At 33.7% G+C, this 18,317-nt stretch carries 20 protein-coding genes; 5 read left to right on the forward strand and 15 right to left on the reverse strand.

The window, feature by feature from the left end; all coding sequences use genetic code 11:
- Positions 1-754: 754 nt before the first annotated feature.
- Genes ACOQN3_RS04805 through psmA form a run of 3 tightly spaced genes read right to left on the reverse strand, consistent with a single transcriptional unit; the run spans position 755 to position 3,444 of the window.
- Positions 755-1,813, reverse strand: coding sequence for a tyrosine-type recombinase/integrase (locus ACOQN3_RS04805; RefSeq protein ID WP_420545347.1), 1,059 nt, complete (start codon positions 1,811-1,813; stop codon positions 755-757).
- Positions 1,814-1,832: 19 nt separating this feature from the next.
- Positions 1,833-2,648 (reverse strand): putative RNA uridine N3 methyltransferase, encoded by an 816-nt coding sequence (locus ACOQN3_RS04810; protein WP_420545348.1) that lies wholly within the window; start codon positions 2,646-2,648, stop codon positions 1,833-1,835.
- Positions 2,649-2,706: 58 nt separating this feature from the next.
- A complete protein-coding gene (gene psmA / locus ACOQN3_RS04815; RefSeq protein WP_420545349.1) occupies positions 2,707-3,444 on the reverse strand; it encodes an archaeal proteasome endopeptidase complex subunit alpha in 738 nt (245 codons plus the stop codon).
- A 52-nt stretch (positions 3,445-3,496) separates the two neighbouring features.
- Between psmA and ACOQN3_RS04820 the strand changes: the two genes are divergently transcribed.
- Positions 3,497-3,913: a DUF371 domain-containing protein gene (locus tag ACOQN3_RS04820; protein WP_420545350.1), complete on the forward strand. Its 417-nt coding sequence runs from the start codon at positions 3,497-3,499 to the stop codon at positions 3,911-3,913.
- A gap of 295 nt (positions 3,914-4,208) precedes the next feature.
- Here ACOQN3_RS04820 and ACOQN3_RS04825 read toward each other — a convergent pair whose 3' ends face one another.
- Positions 4,209-4,460 (reverse strand): hypothetical protein, encoded by a 252-nt coding sequence (locus ACOQN3_RS04825; protein ID WP_420545351.1) that lies wholly within the window; start codon positions 4,458-4,460, stop codon positions 4,209-4,211.
- 388 nt (positions 4,461-4,848) lie between these two features.
- On the opposite strand from ACOQN3_RS04825, the gene ACOQN3_RS04830 reads away from it, so the two are divergent.
- Positions 4,849-5,322: a hypothetical protein gene (locus ACOQN3_RS04830; RefSeq protein ID WP_420545352.1), complete on the forward strand. Its 474-nt coding sequence runs from the start codon at positions 4,849-4,851 to the stop codon at positions 5,320-5,322.
- 53 nt (positions 5,323-5,375) lie between these two features.
- On the opposite strand, the gene ACOQN3_RS04835 is transcribed toward ACOQN3_RS04830, so the two are convergent.
- The 3 genes from ACOQN3_RS04835 to ACOQN3_RS04845 form a co-directional block, all read right to left on the reverse strand.
- Positions 5,376-5,525, reverse strand: a complete 150-nt coding sequence (locus ACOQN3_RS04835) for a hypothetical protein (protein ID WP_420545353.1) — start codon at positions 5,523-5,525, stop codon at positions 5,376-5,378.
- 92 nt (positions 5,526-5,617) lie between these two features.
- Positions 5,618-7,186 carry a patatin-like phospholipase family protein gene (locus tag ACOQN3_RS04840; RefSeq protein WP_420545354.1) on the reverse strand — a complete coding sequence of 523 codons (1,569 nt, stop codon included), beginning with the start codon at positions 7,184-7,186 and terminating at the stop codon, positions 5,618-5,620.
- Between the two features lie 79 nt (positions 7,187-7,265).
- Positions 7,266-7,721 (reverse strand): hypothetical protein, encoded by a 456-nt coding sequence (locus tag ACOQN3_RS04845; protein ID WP_420545355.1) that lies wholly within the window; start codon positions 7,719-7,721, stop codon positions 7,266-7,268.
- A gap of 229 nt (positions 7,722-7,950) precedes the next feature.
- Between ACOQN3_RS04845 and ACOQN3_RS04850 the strand changes: the two genes are divergently transcribed.
- A complete protein-coding gene (locus ACOQN3_RS04850; RefSeq protein ID WP_420545356.1) occupies positions 7,951-8,709 on the forward strand; it encodes a thermonuclease family protein in 759 nt (252 codons plus the stop codon).
- A gap of 128 nt (positions 8,710-8,837) precedes the next feature.
- Here ACOQN3_RS04850 and ACOQN3_RS04855 read toward each other — a convergent pair whose 3' ends face one another.
- Positions 8,838-9,950, reverse strand: a complete 1,113-nt coding sequence (locus ACOQN3_RS04855; RefSeq protein ID WP_420545357.1) for a helix-turn-helix domain-containing protein — start codon at positions 9,948-9,950, stop codon at positions 8,838-8,840.
- Between the two features lie 254 nt (positions 9,951-10,204).
- Here ACOQN3_RS04855 and ACOQN3_RS04860 point away from each other — a divergent pair, with 254 nt between their 5' ends.
- The gene (locus ACOQN3_RS04860; RefSeq protein ID WP_420545358.1) at positions 10,205-10,552 is read left to right on the forward strand and encodes a hypothetical protein; all 348 of its coding nucleotides are present in this window, start codon (positions 10,205-10,207) and stop codon (positions 10,550-10,552) included.
- A 70-nt stretch (positions 10,553-10,622) separates the two neighbouring features.
- Here the strand turns inward: ACOQN3_RS04860 and ACOQN3_RS04865 are convergent, their stop codons facing one another.
- From ACOQN3_RS04865 to bioA, 6 genes are all read right to left on the reverse strand, one after another.
- Positions 10,623-11,273: a Snf7 family protein gene (locus ACOQN3_RS04865; RefSeq protein ID WP_420545359.1), complete on the reverse strand. Its 651-nt coding sequence runs from the start codon at positions 11,271-11,273 to the stop codon at positions 10,623-10,625.
- Positions 11,274-11,381: 108 nt separating this feature from the next.
- A complete protein-coding gene (locus ACOQN3_RS04870) occupies positions 11,382-12,494 on the reverse strand; it encodes a redoxin family protein (RefSeq protein WP_420545360.1) in 1,113 nt (370 codons plus the stop codon).
- Positions 12,495-12,502: 8 nt separating this feature from the next.
- Positions 12,503-13,243, reverse strand: a complete 741-nt coding sequence (locus ACOQN3_RS04875; protein WP_420545361.1) for a cytochrome c biogenesis CcdA family protein — start codon at positions 13,241-13,243, stop codon at positions 12,503-12,505.
- Positions 13,244-13,457: 214 nt separating this feature from the next.
- Positions 13,458-14,606 (reverse strand): aminotransferase class I/II-fold pyridoxal phosphate-dependent enzyme, encoded by a 1,149-nt coding sequence (locus tag ACOQN3_RS04880; RefSeq protein WP_420545362.1) that lies wholly within the window; start codon positions 14,604-14,606, stop codon positions 13,458-13,460.
- Entirely contained in the window at positions 14,581-15,573 is a 993-nt protein-coding gene (bioB, locus tag ACOQN3_RS04885; protein WP_420545363.1) for a biotin synthase BioB, read from the reverse strand. Before bioB ends, ACOQN3_RS04880 begins: the two co-directional genes overlap by 26 nt.
- Positions 15,574-15,645: 72 nt before the next feature.
- Positions 15,646-16,974, reverse strand: coding sequence for an adenosylmethionine--8-amino-7-oxononanoate transaminase (gene bioA / locus ACOQN3_RS04890; RefSeq protein ID WP_420545364.1), 1,329 nt, complete (start codon positions 16,972-16,974; stop codon positions 15,646-15,648).
- A gap of 74 nt (positions 16,975-17,048) precedes the next feature.
- On the opposite strand from bioA, the gene bioD reads away from it, so the two are divergent.
- Positions 17,049-17,738, forward strand: a complete 690-nt coding sequence (bioD, locus tag ACOQN3_RS04895) for a dethiobiotin synthase (RefSeq protein WP_420545365.1) — start codon at positions 17,049-17,051, stop codon at positions 17,736-17,738.
- Between the two features lie 12 nt (positions 17,739-17,750).
- Here the strand turns inward: bioD and ACOQN3_RS04900 are convergent, their stop codons facing one another.
- The gene (locus ACOQN3_RS04900; RefSeq protein ID WP_420545366.1) at positions 17,751-18,314 is read right to left on the reverse strand and encodes a hypothetical protein; all 564 of its coding nucleotides are present in this window, start codon (positions 18,312-18,314) and stop codon (positions 17,751-17,753) included.
- Positions 18,315-18,317: the final 3 nt, after the last annotated feature.

The raw sequence follows: 18,317 nt of genomic DNA on the forward strand, positions 1-18,317 counted from the left end.
ATTATTTCGATATATCATCTATTTTATGTATTAAGATATGGATAGAAAAGAGACATCAAGGTGATTAAATTCCATAAACTATCCAGTCAGCCTATGTGTAAAATATTTTTTGCACCAATTTGCATATGCCGCAGAATCTTGGTGGTTATATGAATAGATTATTTGATTATGGATCTAGTTTATCGAGGCAGGATCAATCAATGATGTGTTGTTCTCTTTTATCGACAATAATCTATTCATGCTACTGTGTTTGCAAAACCCGTAGATAACATGTCGGAATGTTTAATCTTTTGTTAGGCGGCCGGTAATGGATTTGTACAATTGGTTCTACGTCCTAACCAAGAAATCTTCTTTATTCAACTTGACCGGATTTTATGGACTTCAGTAAATAATGCTAATCAATTGAAGTAAAACGAAGATAATTATAAATTTAAAAGAATATTTTAATTGTGGATTTTTAATAGTTCCATACTGACCAAAAAAAGAACAATTACTAGCAATATTGAAAAAATTATCCAAAAATCAAAAATGGATGAAAGTATAGAAATTACTTTTCTAAAAAGTGAATTTACCAAAAATTTTGAACTTTTGAGAAAAAACAAGGACAAAAATATCGAAGAATTGATCATTTCCTTTTTGATAATTAGAGCAGTTACTTATTTTGAAATTAGTATGCAAGCCTTGGTAAAAATTGCTATTAATTCATTAAAGTCAGATCTTAGAACATTATTCAACGACGAATGGAAAATTCCAATCACTCAGATAAATGTAATTTTGAATGAAAAATTAACCAAGGCTCATAATATGAATAAGAAGGGTGACTTGGGTCATGAAATTTTTCCAATTCCATTCTAAAAGCATGATCTACTTTATCCAAATATTCTCCAATGATCTCATTTATTACTCCATCTGCCACCCAAGAATAAGCTACTTGAGGATTACTTAGAACTGAATAAGCAAGACGACGTAATTGGGATTCAGTGAAACCATATTTTTTTAATTTTGGAGCCAATGTCGCAGATTCAGTGTAAGAACTAGACTTTTCTAATTGTGAAAGTAGTTTATCTAATTCTGATGTTTTAGAGGCATTATCTAATTTACAAATTCTCACAATTTCATCTATTTTTGAATCCAGAATGGGTTTTAGCCTTTCAAATGCTTCACTTGAGATGTAAGTCTCTCTTCCTTCTTTGGTTTTTGTATCATCTGCAAGTATTGTAATCCTGACAGGGTTCTCATTGAGATGGAAATTGGACTTTTTTAGAGACAATGCTTCACTAACTCTCATTCCAGAGGAAATTAGAACATAGTATAGTGCCCTTCTTTCAGGACTGCATTTTCCAAACAACAGTTTCAGTGTCTTGAGTGTCAGTGGCTTTCTTGGTTCTTTTCTTGCTTTAGGGAACTGAATGTAATCATGTATATCATCAGTTGTTATTCTGATTCCATGACAGATTCGCAGGTATGATTTCATGAATATGAAGTAATTTTTTATCGTGCTTGGTGACTTTGCCTTGTAGAACCCCGTCTCTTTTATCTTGATTTCTGGGTGGTCTTTTGTCAGAAAATTGATGAATTTGTCTAAAACCATGCAGACACTCCTAACATCGGGCTTGGGTTGATTCATCCATTCCTGAAATCTATTGATTAATTCCTCTTTTGTAGTCCCTTGGTCCTTACAAAACCTCTCAAATGCAGTCAATGAAACTCCTGCGAGCATTCTTGTATTCTCTGATTCTGACTTTCTGTAGAGTCTATCCAGCCATTCTTCATCACTAAATCCTTCTTGAACTTGCATACTATTGCGTTTCATAATTGCTTAAGAGGCTTTGTTAATTTCCCCTTTTTGCTAAATTAATTATTGCTAATGTTCCAAGCAATGCCTCTTCTAATCTTACAGTTTCTGTTGCTTGATCTGGAAAAAAATTCAAGGACTTTGCATTTTGTACATTTTTTATCTTATTTCCAAGAATTTCGTGTATTCCTTTTTCAGGTGAACCAAAGACAACCAAAGTTGGCTGATCTGAATTTGTGTATTTTGTTAACTGATCCTTTGTAGCTGTTCTTCCTTTTCTTGATGTTAGGATTATGTTTCCTTTCCATTCGGACAATAAAGAAAACAAATTTGCTCTTTCTTTTACAGAATATCCCCAGTATGTAGGAATTTCCTCTTTCTTGATCTCTTTGACTGAAAAGTTAGGATATTCCTGTTTGAACTGGACTGTTGTTCTTTTTCCAATCGGAGTACCTCCAAAAAAAGGGATTAACTGGTTGATTCCTACATCGACAAATTTTTTTCCTTTGACTGCAACTACTATTCCTTCTCTTACATCTTTTACTTTGATCTTTTTTGGATTGGCAGGCGTAACGTGACTTGGAATCCTTAATGGATGTAAAACTCCTGCAAACTTTAGATCATTAATTTTTGGAAATAATCTTTTTCGTAGAAACTGAGGTGTTTCTAAATATTTTAAAATCATAACCAAAAGATTTCCATCTTGTTTATTGTTTCCTTCTTGATATACAAAAATTGTATCTATTTTAAAGATGGCACATGCTCTTGCAAGAACTGAAATCTTTCTTGTCTTGTCTATTTTCAAAGATTCATCAGAAAGAGATGATTCTGGAATGGCAACGGATAATCCCAAATTTACTCTAACTCTTTGATTTTGTTTTTAATTTTTGACAATATTTTCAAATGTGAATCTAGCTTTGGTTATGTGGATATTTTTCTTTGGCAGTTTTTGCATAGTTTTCAATATCTTCTTTGGATACAATCTCATATAGGCCAGTATCCTTCTTGACTCTTGCCATTCTTATTTGGCTTGTTCCTTCTTTGTCTTCACTGGATAGATAAATCCCTGCTGCTGCAAGAGCTGCGGCATCATCTAATGACAAATCTTCTTTGTAGGATTTTTCTAAGAAGTCTGTAACTTGCTCTGAACCAGAACCAATTGCTATTGCATCATATGAAATGTAGGTTCCGCTAGGATCAGTTAAGAAAAGCTGAGGCGTTCCATTAACTACTCCTCCTAGAATAAGAGCTACTCCGAATGGACGTACTCCTGCATATTGCGTATATTGTTGAGATTGATCGGCAAGATGCTTTGCAATAGTTTCAACTTCAACAGGCTCATCATAAATCATCTTGTTACTTTGAGAAAAGAATCTGGCATTGTCTACTTGACTTCGTGCATCTGGTATGTAACCTGCTGCTGCAACACCAACGTGATCATCAATTTGGAAAATCTTTTGAGCTACATCTGAAATTTGTAATTTTCTTGGTTTTTCTTCTACTGCAATTATTATTCCATCTTTACATTTTATTCCGATTGCAATTGTTCCTCTCCTTACTGTCTCAATTGCGTATTCTACCTGGTAAAGTCTGCCGTCAGGGGAGAATACTGTGATGGCTCTATCATAACCTTGTTGTGCAGGAAGCATTTGATTCAATTTCTTTGAAAGTTTAATTTAAGTCTAGCCTATCTTGATTTGCGTGAGATTCGAGATTCAATTTTCTGGGCACAAAAATATTAGATCCAACCATTCTATGACACTTGAAATTACAAAAGAGACTCATTTGACACCTAGGGGCGATTGTATTGTGGGTGTTGGTGCACATTCTGGATGTGCAGGATTACCTGAAGATCTAAAAAACAAGCTCAGAAATCCTGACTCTAAAGTTACCATACAAGTTATTGCTGACGGTCATAAATTCGAAATCAACGGAACGGGTCATCCTGATCTGGCTTTATCTCATCCTGAGGACATTGTGATCCGAAAAAGTGATTTTGTTTGTCCTAGAACTTTGGCAATAAAATGTGATAAAGCCTCTGACATTATGCCTCGTGAGATGGTTGCAGTCTTACAAAATCCGGACATAAAGGGAACTTTTAGTATCATAGTTGAATAAAGGTGTGACAATTTTATACTCTTTACATTCCATATTTGATATGGGAATGAAAACAAACCTGTTCATTTTGGTTCCTCTTATCTCATTTGCTGTAATTATTATTGGATTTGGCATGTACAATACAATATGTAAAAATTCTAACCTTTCATTCAATTGTTAATTGATTATTGTTATTGGGAAATTTTGAATGATTTCTAGTTTTACAATTTTTCAAGTTTTTCATTAATTTTCTCTTCCAAAATATGACTATCTTTCACTTCTAGAATTATTTTAGAGTAGAAATTTGCCTTTAAGACTAGAACAAGGAATATTTTTTCGTGTTTTTATGTACCAGAATTGTTTTTGCGTTCCTACAATGTATGTTATTACTTCTAGTACTGGGAATATTGGTACCTGCAATCTTGAATCCCTTTAAAGAATGAGGTTCTTCTGAAAATGCAGATATGATATCCTCGTAGAGTATGTGAAAAGTACCTTTGGCAGCGCCAATTTTTTCTAAAATGTCAAGTTGAATAGAAAGATATCTAGAGTTTAGAAAAACTTTCATTTCTTTTCTTTTTTGAAATTAGAATTATTTTGACTTTCTTACCCAACCATACTTTTAATAATTTTCTACCTACTTCTTCATATCTTATTTTGAATTTCTGATATTGTCTGTCTCTTTGTGTGTTATCTTTATCATCATATGCAAGTAGATGCTCTAAATGTTAGTTGATATCATAAAATACAAAATTAAAGATTAAACCCAGTATTAACTGGGTTTGAGGTGTGCAAGGTTTTTCACATTTGAGAGAATGTGTACTCTAAATTGTTCTTCATTTTATAAAAAACCTCTTAAAAACATCATAATGCTAACAAATTTGAAAATCAAAATTGATTTTCATAAAAAAGCAAAAAAGTGAAATCCATCTACAGATCAATCACTTGGGAAAATAATGAAAAATGACAAATTAATTATTGGAGTTGGGCTTGCAGGCGGAATGATCGCACTAGTCGTTATGATTGGTTTTATAGGCCAGGGAAATGTTCGTGAAGTCCCACTTTTTTATCCTGAGAAAGTTGAGCAAACAGTATCTTTTGAAGAAGTTGATGGAAAAGTACAGATTGTAGGTACTAGTGGTGTCAAAGGAGAAATAAACCCCACACTGCTTTCTCGTACATCTTTTGTATATGTTCTAAATGTGATAAATAATGGTACCACATTTCATAGGCTATACATTGATGGTTTGAATGTCCAGACAGATCTTTTGGCACCTGGAGAAAATGATACTATTACGGTTTTTCCGATAGAGGAAGGAATCTACAACTATTATGACAAACGTGAACGACTAAAACTATTGGGTCAGATTAAAATCGTGACCGTAGTGCCAAGTGATGAGTTTCAAGGATTTCTAAAAGATATGATTTGATGATTCTTAGAAAGTTGCGCCACCAGTAGGTCTTGTAATAAATTTTGATATCTTCATGTTGTAATCAAGATAGCAACTGTTGCACATGCCTCCTTGACCAAGATGTTTTTTTGCATTGCCACAGCAAATACAATGAAATATTTCTTTAATTCCTCTAAAGATTCTTTTTTTACATCCAAGGTAACAAACACAATAACACTCATTGACTTGTGCAATATTTTGTTTAATTTAGAGTTTAATCAAATATGAATATTGAATTAAACTTTTACAAATGAGACAAAGTCCAGAATTTTGACTATTTATCTTGGTTATATTTTTCATATTCCTTAGTGCATCTTACAAACGCTTCTCTGGCAGTTGATTTTCCTTCTTCTATTAGTTGTGTTATGGTGTCAAGAGAAAAATCAAAAGCTTTGGCAAATATTGTGTCTCCTGACTTTTCCTTTCTTTCTACATAGACCACTCGTCCTAGCTTGAATCTTCCATTTAGTAATTTTTCCCTTATTTTTGATGTTTCAGGATTTTGTTGATCAGATGCAGGCATTAATTGCTTTAATGCGTCTATGTATTTGCTCCTCATTTTGTCTATCTTTACTTGATATTTTGTACGATCATGAAAAGTTAGATCAATTTGTCTGTCTTGTATTGCATCAGGAGAAATGGGAACTCCGTGTTCTACTGAAGGATAAAGATTGACAATAAATATTTCAAGCTCAGGTATGTTGATTTCTTCTCCTCTGTCCATCCAGTATTTGCGATGTGCATACATTACTTGACGTAAGGGAGTATTTGCCAAAAAGGCCCCATCCCAGAATGTCCGTTCTTCTGTTTTCTTGTTTTGAAGATTGGTTACGGTAAACTTTGGGTACTCGTACCTGATTGGTGTTGCCATGCTTGACTCTATGTGCTTCATTTCGATTCCATTATCATAATTAATTCTGAATTTTGGGTTGTCATTAGAGTCTAAACCATAATTTGAGTGCCACGAGAATTTATTGTTCTCAGAATCTTCTTCTTTGTTTGAAAAACTATCAAATACTACTGGAGTGGTAATGTCTTCTACATCAACAGAGACAATTAGTAATCTGGGATGGTTTTTTTCATTTTTTAGTTCAGTTTTGATCTTTAATGGCAAGGTACAAAATTGCTTCATTGTTTCTACAAGAGGAGTATTGTTGAATCTTGCAAAAACATGAGTAAAGTAAAACGGATCTAGAAATTTCATGTCCGGTTGGGTCATTGCAGAGCTCAAAACTCCAGGTGATCCAAAAAAAGCAGATGCTAGATAGGAATAGTATCTTCTTGCCAATTCTCCTGATGCAGGAACACCCCATGTGTCAGGAAACAGATTAAAATAAAATCTGTCAAGAAGGGGAGAATTTGCAACATAGTCCTTGACTGTTTTTTTATCAACTATTGATGTTGAACTATAAAATAATTCATTTTGGGTTTGGTAAAATTTTTTGATGCTTTTCCAATATTCCCAGAAACTATCAAAAATAGGATTCTTCAAAAAAACATTATCTATCCACCACATAGGATGCAGATTGCCTCCTCTTTCTGAAATCTTAGCGTAAAATGCTCTGAGAACATCTATTGCATCAGTCCAAATTTTTGAATTGTTTGCATCCTTGTCTTTTGGATTAATTACATTGTCTACCAAAATGGCAGCATTTACTGCTCCAATTGAAGCTCCTGCAACAATATCAAACAAGGGTTGATTCTTCCTGCGTTTGGGATTTTTACCATCTTCCATTATGAGATTAGAACAAAATTCTTGTAATGCCCCTACTTCATAGGCTCCAAGTGCTCCTCCTCCTTGTAGAATTAATGCACGTTGTGTAAAATTAGATTGGGTATCCACGTGTCAGATTACAATATGCAAAGTAAAAGATTTTTGATCTTGCATAACCCTATCTAAGATTATGATCAACTTTTTCTTTTTATTTCCTGAATTTACTTCTAACTCGTTTTCGTAATCCAAACAATCTATTTCCATTTATATCTGGAATTCGTGATTCAACTATATCTGAATTAGATTTTACAAAATCATCAAATTCCTTTTCTGATAATCCTGATTTTTTCATTAAAATAATATCTGTTCTCCACTTCCATTTTGGTTCTTCTAGTATTTCCTTACATTTTTCAATTTTTCGTTGTGTTTCTTCAGATACATTTGTTGGTGCGGAAGATGATACTGTAGAATAGTCTGTTTCAGATGTTTTTTCTATTTTTAAATTGCTTTCATCATTACCAATATTTGCTAATGCGTTAGACAATCCTTCAAGTAGATGTTTATTTCGATCTGAATCAAGTTTACCTAAAAAGAAAAGACCAACACCCAAACCTATGCTTATTACAATTCCTAAAACTCCAATTATGTGACCCTCATCCAACATTTTATTTCTATAATGTAAATAGATAAACTTGATGTGCAAATAGAATACAAGATGAATTAGAAGTCTTTTTGCATGGAAACAGGGCAAAATTATGATCTTATCTGTCAGAAAACAATCGGTATTTTATTGATCATCTTTACAAGATTATGAAAGATTCAACTTAATTTTCAAATTTCATGAGTGAAAATCACATCTCATTAATTAATAACTGCAATTTCTTTATTCTATATTGAAATTAGTACTTGCCAGTATTGGAATAGCTGTCATTATTGGTGTAATTGCAATATCCTCTATTTTAAACACTGAATCTGAAGACGAGTCTCCAGTAACCAGTAGAGTAATTGAAAAAGAACCTGAACGGACAGAAATGAAATCTGCAGTTGTCAGTGAACCTGACCCACCAACTCAAATCACTTCGCATCATGACAAGATGGAAAATAACTGTTCAGGAAACGCAAGATGTTTTTCAGGTAAAGTCACATCAGTAATTGATGGAGATACAATTCGAGTAAATGATCATTCTATTAGATTAGCCTTATCTTCAGCACCCGAGCTGAACGACCATCTTGGACAAAAGGCTCGAACCTTAGTGGACACCATATGTCCAGTAGGATCCCAAGCACTGATAGATGAAGATGATGGTCAAACACAGGGTAGTTATGGTCGAATTTTAGCTGTAGTTTACTGTGATGATATGAATCTCAATGAAGAATTGTTAGACTCTGGTCTAGGATATTTGGCTTCTGAATTTTGTGATGATTCTGAATTTGCTTCAACCAAATGGGCAAAAAAACACGGGTGCCAAGATTCTGAAACTCAGAAGATAGAAGTAAATTCTAATTGTGACTCATCATATCCAGACTTTTGCATTCCATCTTCTCCTCCTGATTTAGATTGTAAAGACATACCACAAAAGAAGTTTACAGTCTTGCCACCAGATCCACATAGATTTGATGGAGACAAAGATGGGATTGGTTGTGAATCATAATCATTACTAAAATTATGAAATAATTTTAAAAGTAGAAATACCCATGTTTTGAAATTTCTAACAAATAGTAGGATCTAAAAAAATCACATGTACTTTGGAATTTATTTGACATTCAGGTAGGCATAACATTACAGACTAATTGATTTCATATTTTTTAAAACTAGAGAATTAAATTCACCAGGATTTACAGGCCAATTGCAAGCTCTTGCCATTTCTTCCAATATAGAATTAGTTAATGCAACAGAATCAAAATTTACTAAAGAAGTTGTTCTTTGGATAATGAAATCAGATGATTGGAACTTGGCTTTAGAAAAATAGTGTTTATCATGCATATCATCGGTTTTAAAATCATAATTTTGTACATTATGATGTTGGTAATGAATGTAAATACGTTGATCGTAGCCAAATTTCATGTAGATTTTACGAATGTTTTCAAGAATATCACACAAAAAGGTGGATTCACGTTCAATATGAATAATTTTTTTATATTCATTTAAAACTTCAATCAAAGAATAATGACCATCATCATTCAGTATTCCTAATGCAGTACCACTACTAGTAAAATTTCTACACTCATAATATATCGCATTTTGTTTTAATATTTTTTCAGTGATGGTTACTGTTTGAGGAGAATTATCTTTCAACCATTTGGTGTTGTCTACATCAAATTCTATCAATTTTGAGTTAGAATCAATTGGAATAATAGTAATGTGTCTGTATGGCGAATTAAAATTCTGAGGGAATTTTGTAAGTATTTCCAGGTTTTCGGTATTTACAAAATTAGTTTTATCATAGAGTTCATTCAATTCATTAGGATTAGGTTCACGTATTGTAGACCCAACACGAATTCTGTGACTTTTTCCATTTCTTGTAATTAATTGGTATGGGATATCTTTCATTTTTGGAATAGTAATAACATAAACTTGTGAATTTCCTACGGAAACTTTTTCAAAATTTGGTCGTATTGAAGGTGAACAATGATCTCTTGCAATTGTGATAATATTTTCTTCATGACCTTGTTTTGCAGGAAAAGATTCAATTTCTTTTTCATCTGTAACTCCTATAATAATTCGTCCTCCAAAATCTTCCGAACAGTATTTGTTATTCCCAAACGCAACCATAAATTCAGCTAAATCATGAGGATGTGAAAGAATGCCTTTACTTTTAAAATCAAGTGTTTGTCCCTCCCAACACATAATCCAAGAATGAATATCCTCTTCAGAAAAACCCAAGCTATCCATTTTGATGTGAAATAATTGTTAAGGTTTTTGATCAGATTACACAAATTAGCAAGATGAGTGAATACAATATAACAAAAGGTTGACCAAAAAACAAAATTTGATTATCGATGCAGGAAAGAAACTTACATAATCTCAGTACAGATTACGCATATAATAGGAACAGTATTTTCAAGTCATATTCTCCCTATTATTTTCTGCTTTAGTTAATTCTGCTTTATCATGATTCTATTAAGCAACAACATGTCAGAATTTTTATGGCTACTCCCACTCTGATAGAACTTTATGTGACAAAAAAACCTACAGATCTTCAGATAAAAAAACTCAACGAATATTTCAGAGAAATGCCTATTGACGAAATTCTAACTGGCCTAAAGTTTGCAAAAAGCAGATGGTCTGCAAAAGATGCAGGAACTCTGAAGGTGGGAAGAAAAAGCATCATCCAAAAAGAAGTTCACTCAGTTACATCTGAACAAGCACAATGGCGATTAAAAAATTGGAAGATGATGATTGCAAATTATCGTAGAAGAGGATACAGTTACCCTACGATTTCTAGAATTAAGAAGATACTCGTTCAAAAGAGTAAAAAGAAGACAAAACAATAATTTTTAAAAACAATTTTACAGGAAGATACTTTTTGTATTCTTACGAAAGAATTCTTAACTCGGAATTAATTTAAGCAAAAATTCCAGTATCTTTTTGCGTTGTTTGTCCTTTGAGACTTGCAGGAACGTCTGGAATTGATGCCTTTGTTTGTCCTGCAATGACGCTTTGTGCTTCTTCTAGTATTGCAAGACTGTCTGCGTTGTTCTCGTTTCCTACTCCGAACTCATTATTTACATTGACTGCAGATCCTGCCATTACATCACCCAATATTTCAGATAGGTCTTGCATTGAAGCGTTTGCCTCAGGCATTATTCCACTAAGAGATGGACTCAATCCTTTGATAATTGACATACATGGACTGAGCGTAACTACTACATCTCCTAGTTCTGAAACAGTATCTAGTCTTAGCTTAACTTGCTCCATGGATAGCTTTGCACCGCCAACCATATTCTTCATTTTTCTTACTTGTGCCAATTCGCCTGCGTACGCTTGAGCATAGCCATTTTTGTTGTTTCTTTGCGCATTGACAATTTTCTCAAATATCACGTCATGTTTTTTCTTTAATTTTTCATTTATAGAATCAAGTTTGGAAATCTGCAACTGTAATCTCTTTTGTGCATAATCAATTTTGTTTTTTAGTGGTTCATCGGGTTTTACCTTACCCATTACCTTCTGAGATATGCTTTCTCTGCTTGCTTTATTCCAAGAATTGGTAATCATACTATTCTAATCTCCTGATTTGGGTGGAAAACTTTGTTTTAAACGGATTTGTCACCTCCGATGGTGTAACTATAGTGACACCAACATGCAGTTACAAGATGAAAGAAGTCACCCAAAGGTAAATGTGAATATCTGGAAACCTTTGCCCTTGATTTTAAGATCTAATACGTGTGATGAACTCTCATTACTGTTTATGATGTTGTATAGGTTTGGCTCAGACACTGAGAGCACATTACTTCCTGTCTGAACATCTTTTCCAGAGTATTCTGCAGGCAGCATTTTGCCATCAATCAGTATCTCAATTTCGGCTCTGTTTTCAGTGACGATGTTTACTTCCTTTGCGTTGTATAGCAACTGAACTGTTCCTTCATCAGAGACTAATTCCATACTGTCTGAATGGTTCTTCCAATCTCCTGTAGGGTAAAACTTGTGCAGTTCTATCTTCTCGGGAACGTTATATGACACTGTCTTTTCAGGCTGAAAACCCTCATGGCTTCCAAGCTGATTTCTGTTCTGTGCAAACTCGTATCCAAAGTATAATTCAGGTGTCCTAAACAGTGTATGCTCAAACTCTTCAATGTCTACAAGTGATGCATCTGTTGCTGTCTGAATTCCAAGTGATGCAGCACGTTCCTTTAGAAGATTTTGAATTACTTGTTCAGTCTTTTCATAATCTCCCTCTCCTATGTGATCATATCGTATGTAGCCTTCATGATCTGCAATGTATTTTCTTGGCCAGTATCTATTCTCAAATGCTTTCCATGTTTCCATCTCGTTGTCCATTACAACCGGATAATTGATTCCATGTTTGTCAATTGCCATCATGACATTTTGAGGATCTTTTTCAAATTCAAATTCAGGAGAATGAACTCCTATAATTAAAAGTCCTTGATCAGAATACTTGTCATCCCATGCGGTAATGTATGGCAGAGTTCGTATGCAGTTAATGCAGCTATATGTCCAAATGTCATAGAGAACAACTTTTTCTTTCATTTCCTCTTTGAGTTTTTCTGGTGTTATGTTAAGATAATGGGCAATGCCAACAAGATCTGGAGCAGTTTTGAATCCTGTCTTGTCAATATTGATCTGATTTTGTATATTCTCTGAAATGTTTGCCAAACTACTTTCCTGATCAAGTGTTGAGAAAACTACGCTTAGTATTCCCACTCCTGCAACTATTATGATTCCAAAGATTAATGCTGTCTTTAATTCGGATTTCATTTCTTTTATCACCCTAGAAATAATAATTCATTGAGAAGTGGAAAGTTTGCAATATATGCTAACTGGTTTGTGAATACCAGGATTCCTAACAAAACGATGAATCCTCCCAAAATCAAATTGTAATATTTTAGATGTTTTCCCATAGAGCGAATTATTCTACTGGCCCTTGAGTAAAATACTCCAATCAGAATAAATGGAATACCGAGTCCTAGAGAATACACTAACAGCAAGTTAAAGGCCACAGAGGGAGTAGTTGCTGCCAATGTGAGGATTGTTCCAAGTATCGGACCCACACAGGGAGTCCAACCAGCTGCAAAAGCCAATCCAAATACAAATGACATTGGATAGCTTGCTTTGGATCTTTTTGGAAAGAATTTCTTTTCCATGTTTAGCTTGTTAATTTTCATTGAGAGAAGCAAAAATACCCCAAATGCAATAATTATAATCCCTCCAACTTGGTTGAGACCTTCAACTATCTCTCCAGTTGAATTTGAAAGTACACTGTTGATTACAACTCCCAAAGTAGAAAATACTACTGAAAATCCCAGAACAAAAAATACCGAGTTCAAAACAATGTTGGTTTGATTTATTGTGATTGTTTTGGTCCCATTTGCATTTTTTTGGTTTAGCTCTGAAAGCGTGGTGCCTGAGATATATGCGAGAAATGCAGGAATCATAGGCAAAATACATGGTGCTACAAAAGATCCCAATCCTGCTAGAGCAGCTACTGCAAGTGTTATCTCAGTCACGCATTAAATAGACAATTTTTACTTTAAAGCCTTGTTCCACATCTTTCCCCAATCTCAAGACAATCAATTTTTAACTGGGATGTTGAGATTTTTCTCTATGAACAAGCGCTTCATTATTGTTGGACTCATACTTGGCTCTATAATCACTATTGCGGTAATTCTTGGTTCACCAGCTCTTGGTGGATTGGATGCGATGCGTTAGTTAAATGATTGATTATTTGTAAAACTTGTCATATGCAATTTTAAAAATATCCAATGCTTTGTTGATATCCTTTGGTGAAAACCAAGCTGTAACTGATATACGTAATCTTGCTTTATTTTTTGCAACTGTGGGGTATCTTATTGGTTGCGCAAATACTCCATTGTCCATTAGAAACTTTCCTATGTTTAGTGCTTTTTTCTCATCGCCTACAATAATTGGTATGATATGAGTTGGAGAATCTACAGAGTATCCAATTTCCTGTAACCCTCTAGTCAGATGAATTGTGTTTCTTTCAAGTTTTCCTACTTGCTCGTTTCTGTTGTAGTCCAGTCTTTTTAGAGCATGTTGGACTAGTATTGATGGAAGAGCAGAAGTGTAGATAAATGACTTTGATTTGTTAATGAAAAAATCGATTACGTTTTTTTGAGATGCTGCATATCCTCCAAATGATCCAAGTCCCTTACTCAAACTGCTTATGTACAAATCTATTTTTTTTGCAACATTAAAGTAATCAGGTGTACCTTTTCCATCTTTGCCTACTACAAAATCTCCATGAGCATCATCTACTATTGTAATTGCACCATATTTCTCAGAGATTTCAGCAATCTGTTTTAGATTTGAAAAATCTCCATCCATACTAAATATTCCTTCTGTAATTACAAATTTTCTTTTAATGCTCTTATTGCTTTTGATCCTTTTTTCCAAGTCATTCATATCGTTATGAGCATAAACAGAAATTTTACTCCCTGAAAGTTTTGAAGCCTCTATAATGCTTGCATGATTTAATTCGTCACTGAAAATAATGTCTCCTTTTGAAGCGATAGATGCAATTGTTCCTATGTTTGCCATGTATCCTGTAGGAAAAATGAGACTTTTTTGCTGAGATTTGTGCTTTGCCAACCATTCTTCCAACTTTAGATATTCTTCATCATTTCCTGAAACAAGCCGTGAACTTGACTGTAACTGGTTTACAGTAATTTTGGTTGGAGGTATTCCCAAATAATCATTTGAGCATAAATTAATCAGTTTTTTACCATTTATGGTGATGTGTGGCCCTTGAACTCTTCCATTGCGTAATTTTCGATGAAGATTATCTTTCTTTATCTTCTTTAGCTCTGAATCAATAAAATCTATCTTATGCTTTGAGACCAATTTTTTCAATCATTTGACGATCTTTCTTAGCTTCATTTCCACCCATGGTGAGATAACCTTCAGTAATAATTCCATTGGCGCCACTTTGCAAAAGTTCTTCTCCAGAATCATCTAGTTGTGTTTCACGTCCTCCTGAAATTTTAATGACTGATTCTGGCAACAAAAATCGAATAACAGAAAATATGCGAACAATCTCTGAATTCTCAAGATTTGTTTGCAATTCAAGTGGAGTTCCTGGAACTGGAACCAGTATGTTGATTGTCACTTCTTCAGGATATAGTCTTGCAAGCTCAAGTGCTAACTCCAGTCTTTGTTCTCTTGTTTCTCCTAGTCCTATTATTCCTCCGGTGCACAACTCTAGTCCTGCATCTCTTGCAATTGCCAATGTCTTTAATCGGTCTTCATACGTATGTGTGGTACATATTTCTGAGAATTTGGATTTTGCTGTTTCTAAATTATGATTGTATCTTTTTACTTTAAGCTCCTTTAGTTTTCTTGCTTGCTCTACAGTGAGAAATCCTAAACTGCATTCTACACTTATTCCAACTTTGGTGTTTATCTCAGTTATTATTTTGCAAACTTTTTCAAAATCTTTTGGGGATGGTTCTCTCCATGCAGCCACAAGACAATATGATTCTGCACCTTCTTCTTTTGCTTTTTGTGCTTTTATGATGACTTCTTCTGGTGATGGTAATTGATACGATTCTATCCCAGTATCAAAAAATGCGGATTGTCCACAAAATGTACAATCTTCACTACATGCATTTTTTTTAATATTGTTTAGTTGCTCAACGTCAACTTTTTTACCGTTAAAATCTAATGTGATTTCATTTGCACATTTTGCTAAATCCTTTAAATTTTCTTCAGGAACCTCCAACAATTTTTTAGCATCATCAGCTGAAATGCCTAACCCTGAGAATACCTTTTCTTGACATTTTTTAATAAACTCTAACGTATTATCATTATTATTATTCATGAATTGACATGTCTTACAACCATTAATAATATTTCCTGAAAGGTTAACCTTGGGATGGCAAGTGGTTAACACTTACGTAAGTTTAGGGCTTGCAGCAATGATAGTTTTGATCGTTCTGTTCAAAAGTAATTCTAATTCTTTTTCGGTTATTGCTAAAGGTGGTACCAACATGACTATGTTCCCTAGTGTTCGAAGGTAAATTCCCTGTTTTTTGCCTTCCTCATAGAAAATTTTGTTAATTGATTTTTTGGGATGAATTGGAGTTTTTTTGTCCCTGTCGGTTACTAACTCTATTCCCATCAACATTCCCTTATGCCTAATGTCTCCTACAATATCTATTTGAGATATTTCTTGGTAGAATTTTTCAAAAACTTTAGATGTCTTCTGAATTTTTTTTATCAAATGCTTCTTTTCATACATGTAGAGGTTTTCATTTGCTACTGCTGCTGCAATTGGATTGCCAGTAAAAGTATGACCATGAAACAAATGTTTCCAATCATTAAAGTTTCCAATAAATGAATCATAGATTTTTTTGCTTGAAAGTGTTGCAGCCATTGTAAGGTAGCCTCCTGTTAACATCTTTCCATATGCTACAATGTCTGGAATGCTTTTTTGTTCTTCATATTGAAACATCGAACCTAATCTGCCAAATCCTGTTGCAATTTCATCTAAGACATAAAGTATTCCATATTTTTTACAAAGCTTGCTTATTTTATTTTGAAATTGTTTTGGATAAATCAATACTCCTCCTGCAACCTGAGCACCACTCTCCATGATAAATGCAGCAATGTCGTCTGAAGAATTTGAAAACTTCTTTTCAATTTTATCCATACAATGATTCTGATAGTCAGCAAAAGATGTAAAATGTGAAGGGAATCTATATTGGTTTGGTGTTGGAAACTGAATTGTCGAAAATAATTGTTTTTTGAATTTTCCAAAAAATTCTGGCACATAACCTACTGCCATTGCTCCAAACGTATCGCCATGGTATCCATTTTCTAGTGTTGCTATCTTTGTCTTCTTTTTCTCCCCAATATTCTTCCAATATTGTAAAGCTATCTTGATAGAAATCTCCATTGCTGATGAACCGTTATCTGAATAAAACACTCTGTGCATTCCTGGAGATATTTCTACTAGTTTCTTGGCTAACTGCTCTGCAGGATCATGCGTTATGTTAAATAGTGATGAATGTTGTAGTTTTTTACTTTGATTTGTTATTGCTTTAATCAATTCAGGGTTAGAATGTCCCCAAACGTTGCACCACATTGATGCAACAGCATCAATCATTTTGTTTCCATTTGAATCTACTAACCATACTCCTTCTGCACTTTTTATTGCATCAAATTTTGACCATTCTTGCATCTGTGTATTTGGATGCCAAACATAGCTAGTGTCTTTCAAACAAGTTTGTTATTTCCCATGTTCTTAATAATCAAACGATAAGATTAATGAGTCACAGACATGAAATATCTCATATGAAGTCACTATTTGTCACAGGTACAGACACGGACGTTGGGAAAACTTACGTTACAGCAGGATTGGCCGTATCTTTGCGTAAATCTGGTGTGGATGTAGGGGTGATGAAGCCTTTTGCTGCAGGACTCAAACAAAAAACAGGTTTCAAATCTGAAGATGTGGAGATTCTTGCAAATGCCTCTGAAACAAATGATCCGGAGAATTTGATAAACCCTCAGTTTTTTCCAATCCCTGCTTCTCCTTATACTGCATGGAAAAACCTCAAGATAAAACCCAAGGTTAACTCAATTTTGTCAAGTTTTAAGGAGTTAAAAAAAATACATGAAATGATTCTTGTTGAAGGGATGGGAGGAATCATGACCCCTATTCTGAAAGACTATTTTGTCTCAGATCTGATAAAAGACATGAAAATTCCATCCGTCGTTGTTTGTAGAACAAAAGTAGGAACAATCAACCACACAATATTGACAATTAAGATGTGTGAAAAGTACCGTATTCCACTTAGAGGCATTATCATAAATGATTTTGATTCTGATGGTTACAACGTTAAAGAATTAACTCGTGATCTGAAGAGTCTAACTGGAATTCCAATTCTTGGTTCTGTTCCTTTTATTGAGGATTTAAGTGATGAATCAATCTCTAAAATTTTCAAGAAAAATCTTAATCTCAGGAAATTATTCTCTGAATAATTTTTTCTTGTTCTAAATTCTTAAGATTTTAAATTTACTTGCGGCATTTACATTTGTAAATTGTACAATTTCAAAAATTATTTTAGAAAAGGTATTGTTATCTTTGGTTAACACAAAAGATTTTTTGTCTACTTGAACATCATCAGACAAAACTAACCATATGTTGTCTTTTTCTGGTTGAATTTTTTCTAACTGTGAAATTTTATCTTCGATTATTTTCTTGTCTGATGATTTTGGAATGCATATTAGTAGTGTTTTTTTTGGATCTTTTTCTAAAGTTTTTACATCTGGGATTATTATGTCTAGTTCGATTCCATTATGGTCTATTTTTCTCTGGCTTGTTATTAGGGCATTTGTAAGCAAATAATGCAACAATCCAGTTGCCAGAACTCCGATTGATTCATCTTTATTTCCTGTTTCTGCACCTAGTGAAACTATCTTGTCGTAGCAATTTTTTGTAACTTCTAGTATAACTTCATCAAATTTTTTTTGAGTTAACAAACTAGGAATTGTATCTGATGATTTGATGTATTCAAAAAAATAATCCTTTATTGGATTTGATTCGTCACTTTGCAATCT

Origin of the sequence: Candidatus Nitrosopumilus sp., assembly GCF_965223225.1 — an archaeon.
Lineage (GTDB): Archaea > Thermoproteota > Nitrososphaeria > Nitrososphaerales > Nitrosopumilaceae > Nitrosopumilus.

What these genes read in the sequence shown, in the direction of transcription:
- ACOQN3_RS04805 (WP_420545347.1), bottom strand. Translation starts at nt 1,813, where the DNA reads ATGAAACGCAATAGTATGCAAGTTCAAGAAGGATTTAGTGATGAAGAA.
- psmA (WP_420545349.1), bottom strand. Translation starts at nt 3,444, where the DNA reads ATGCTTCCTGCACAACAAGGTTATGATAGAGCCATCACAGTATTCTCC.
- ACOQN3_RS04825 (WP_420545351.1), bottom strand. Translation starts at nt 4,460, where the DNA reads ATGAAAGTTTTTCTAAACTCTAGATATCTTTCTATTCAACTTGACATT.
- ACOQN3_RS04830 (WP_420545352.1), top strand. Translation starts at nt 4,849, where the DNA reads ATGAAAAATGACAAATTAATTATTGGAGTTGGGCTTGCAGGCGGAATG.
- ACOQN3_RS04835 (WP_420545353.1), bottom strand. Translation starts at nt 5,525, where the DNA reads ATGAGTGTTATTGTGTTTGTTACCTTGGATGTAAAAAAAGAATCTTTA.
- ACOQN3_RS04845 (WP_420545355.1), bottom strand. Translation starts at nt 7,721, where the DNA reads ATGTTGGATGAGGGTCACATAATTGGAGTTTTAGGAATTGTAATAAGC.
- ACOQN3_RS04855 (WP_420545357.1), bottom strand. Translation starts at nt 9,950, where the DNA reads ATGGATAGCTTGGGTTTTTCTGAAGAGGATATTCATTCTTGGATTATG.
- ACOQN3_RS04860 (WP_420545358.1), top strand. Translation starts at nt 10,205, where the DNA reads ATGGCTACTCCCACTCTGATAGAACTTTATGTGACAAAAAAACCTACA.
- ACOQN3_RS04865 (WP_420545359.1), bottom strand. Translation starts at nt 11,273, where the DNA reads ATGATTACCAATTCTTGGAATAAAGCAAGCAGAGAAAGCATATCTCAG.
- ACOQN3_RS04870 (WP_420545360.1), bottom strand. Translation starts at nt 12,494, where the DNA reads ATGAAATCCGAATTAAAGACAGCATTAATCTTTGGAATCATAATAGTT.
- bioB (WP_420545363.1), bottom strand. Translation starts at nt 15,573, where the DNA reads ATGAATAATAATAATGATAATACGTTAGAGTTTATTAAAAAATGTCAA.
- bioD (WP_420545365.1), top strand. Translation starts at nt 17,049, where the DNA reads ATGAAGTCACTATTTGTCACAGGTACAGACACGGACGTTGGGAAAACT.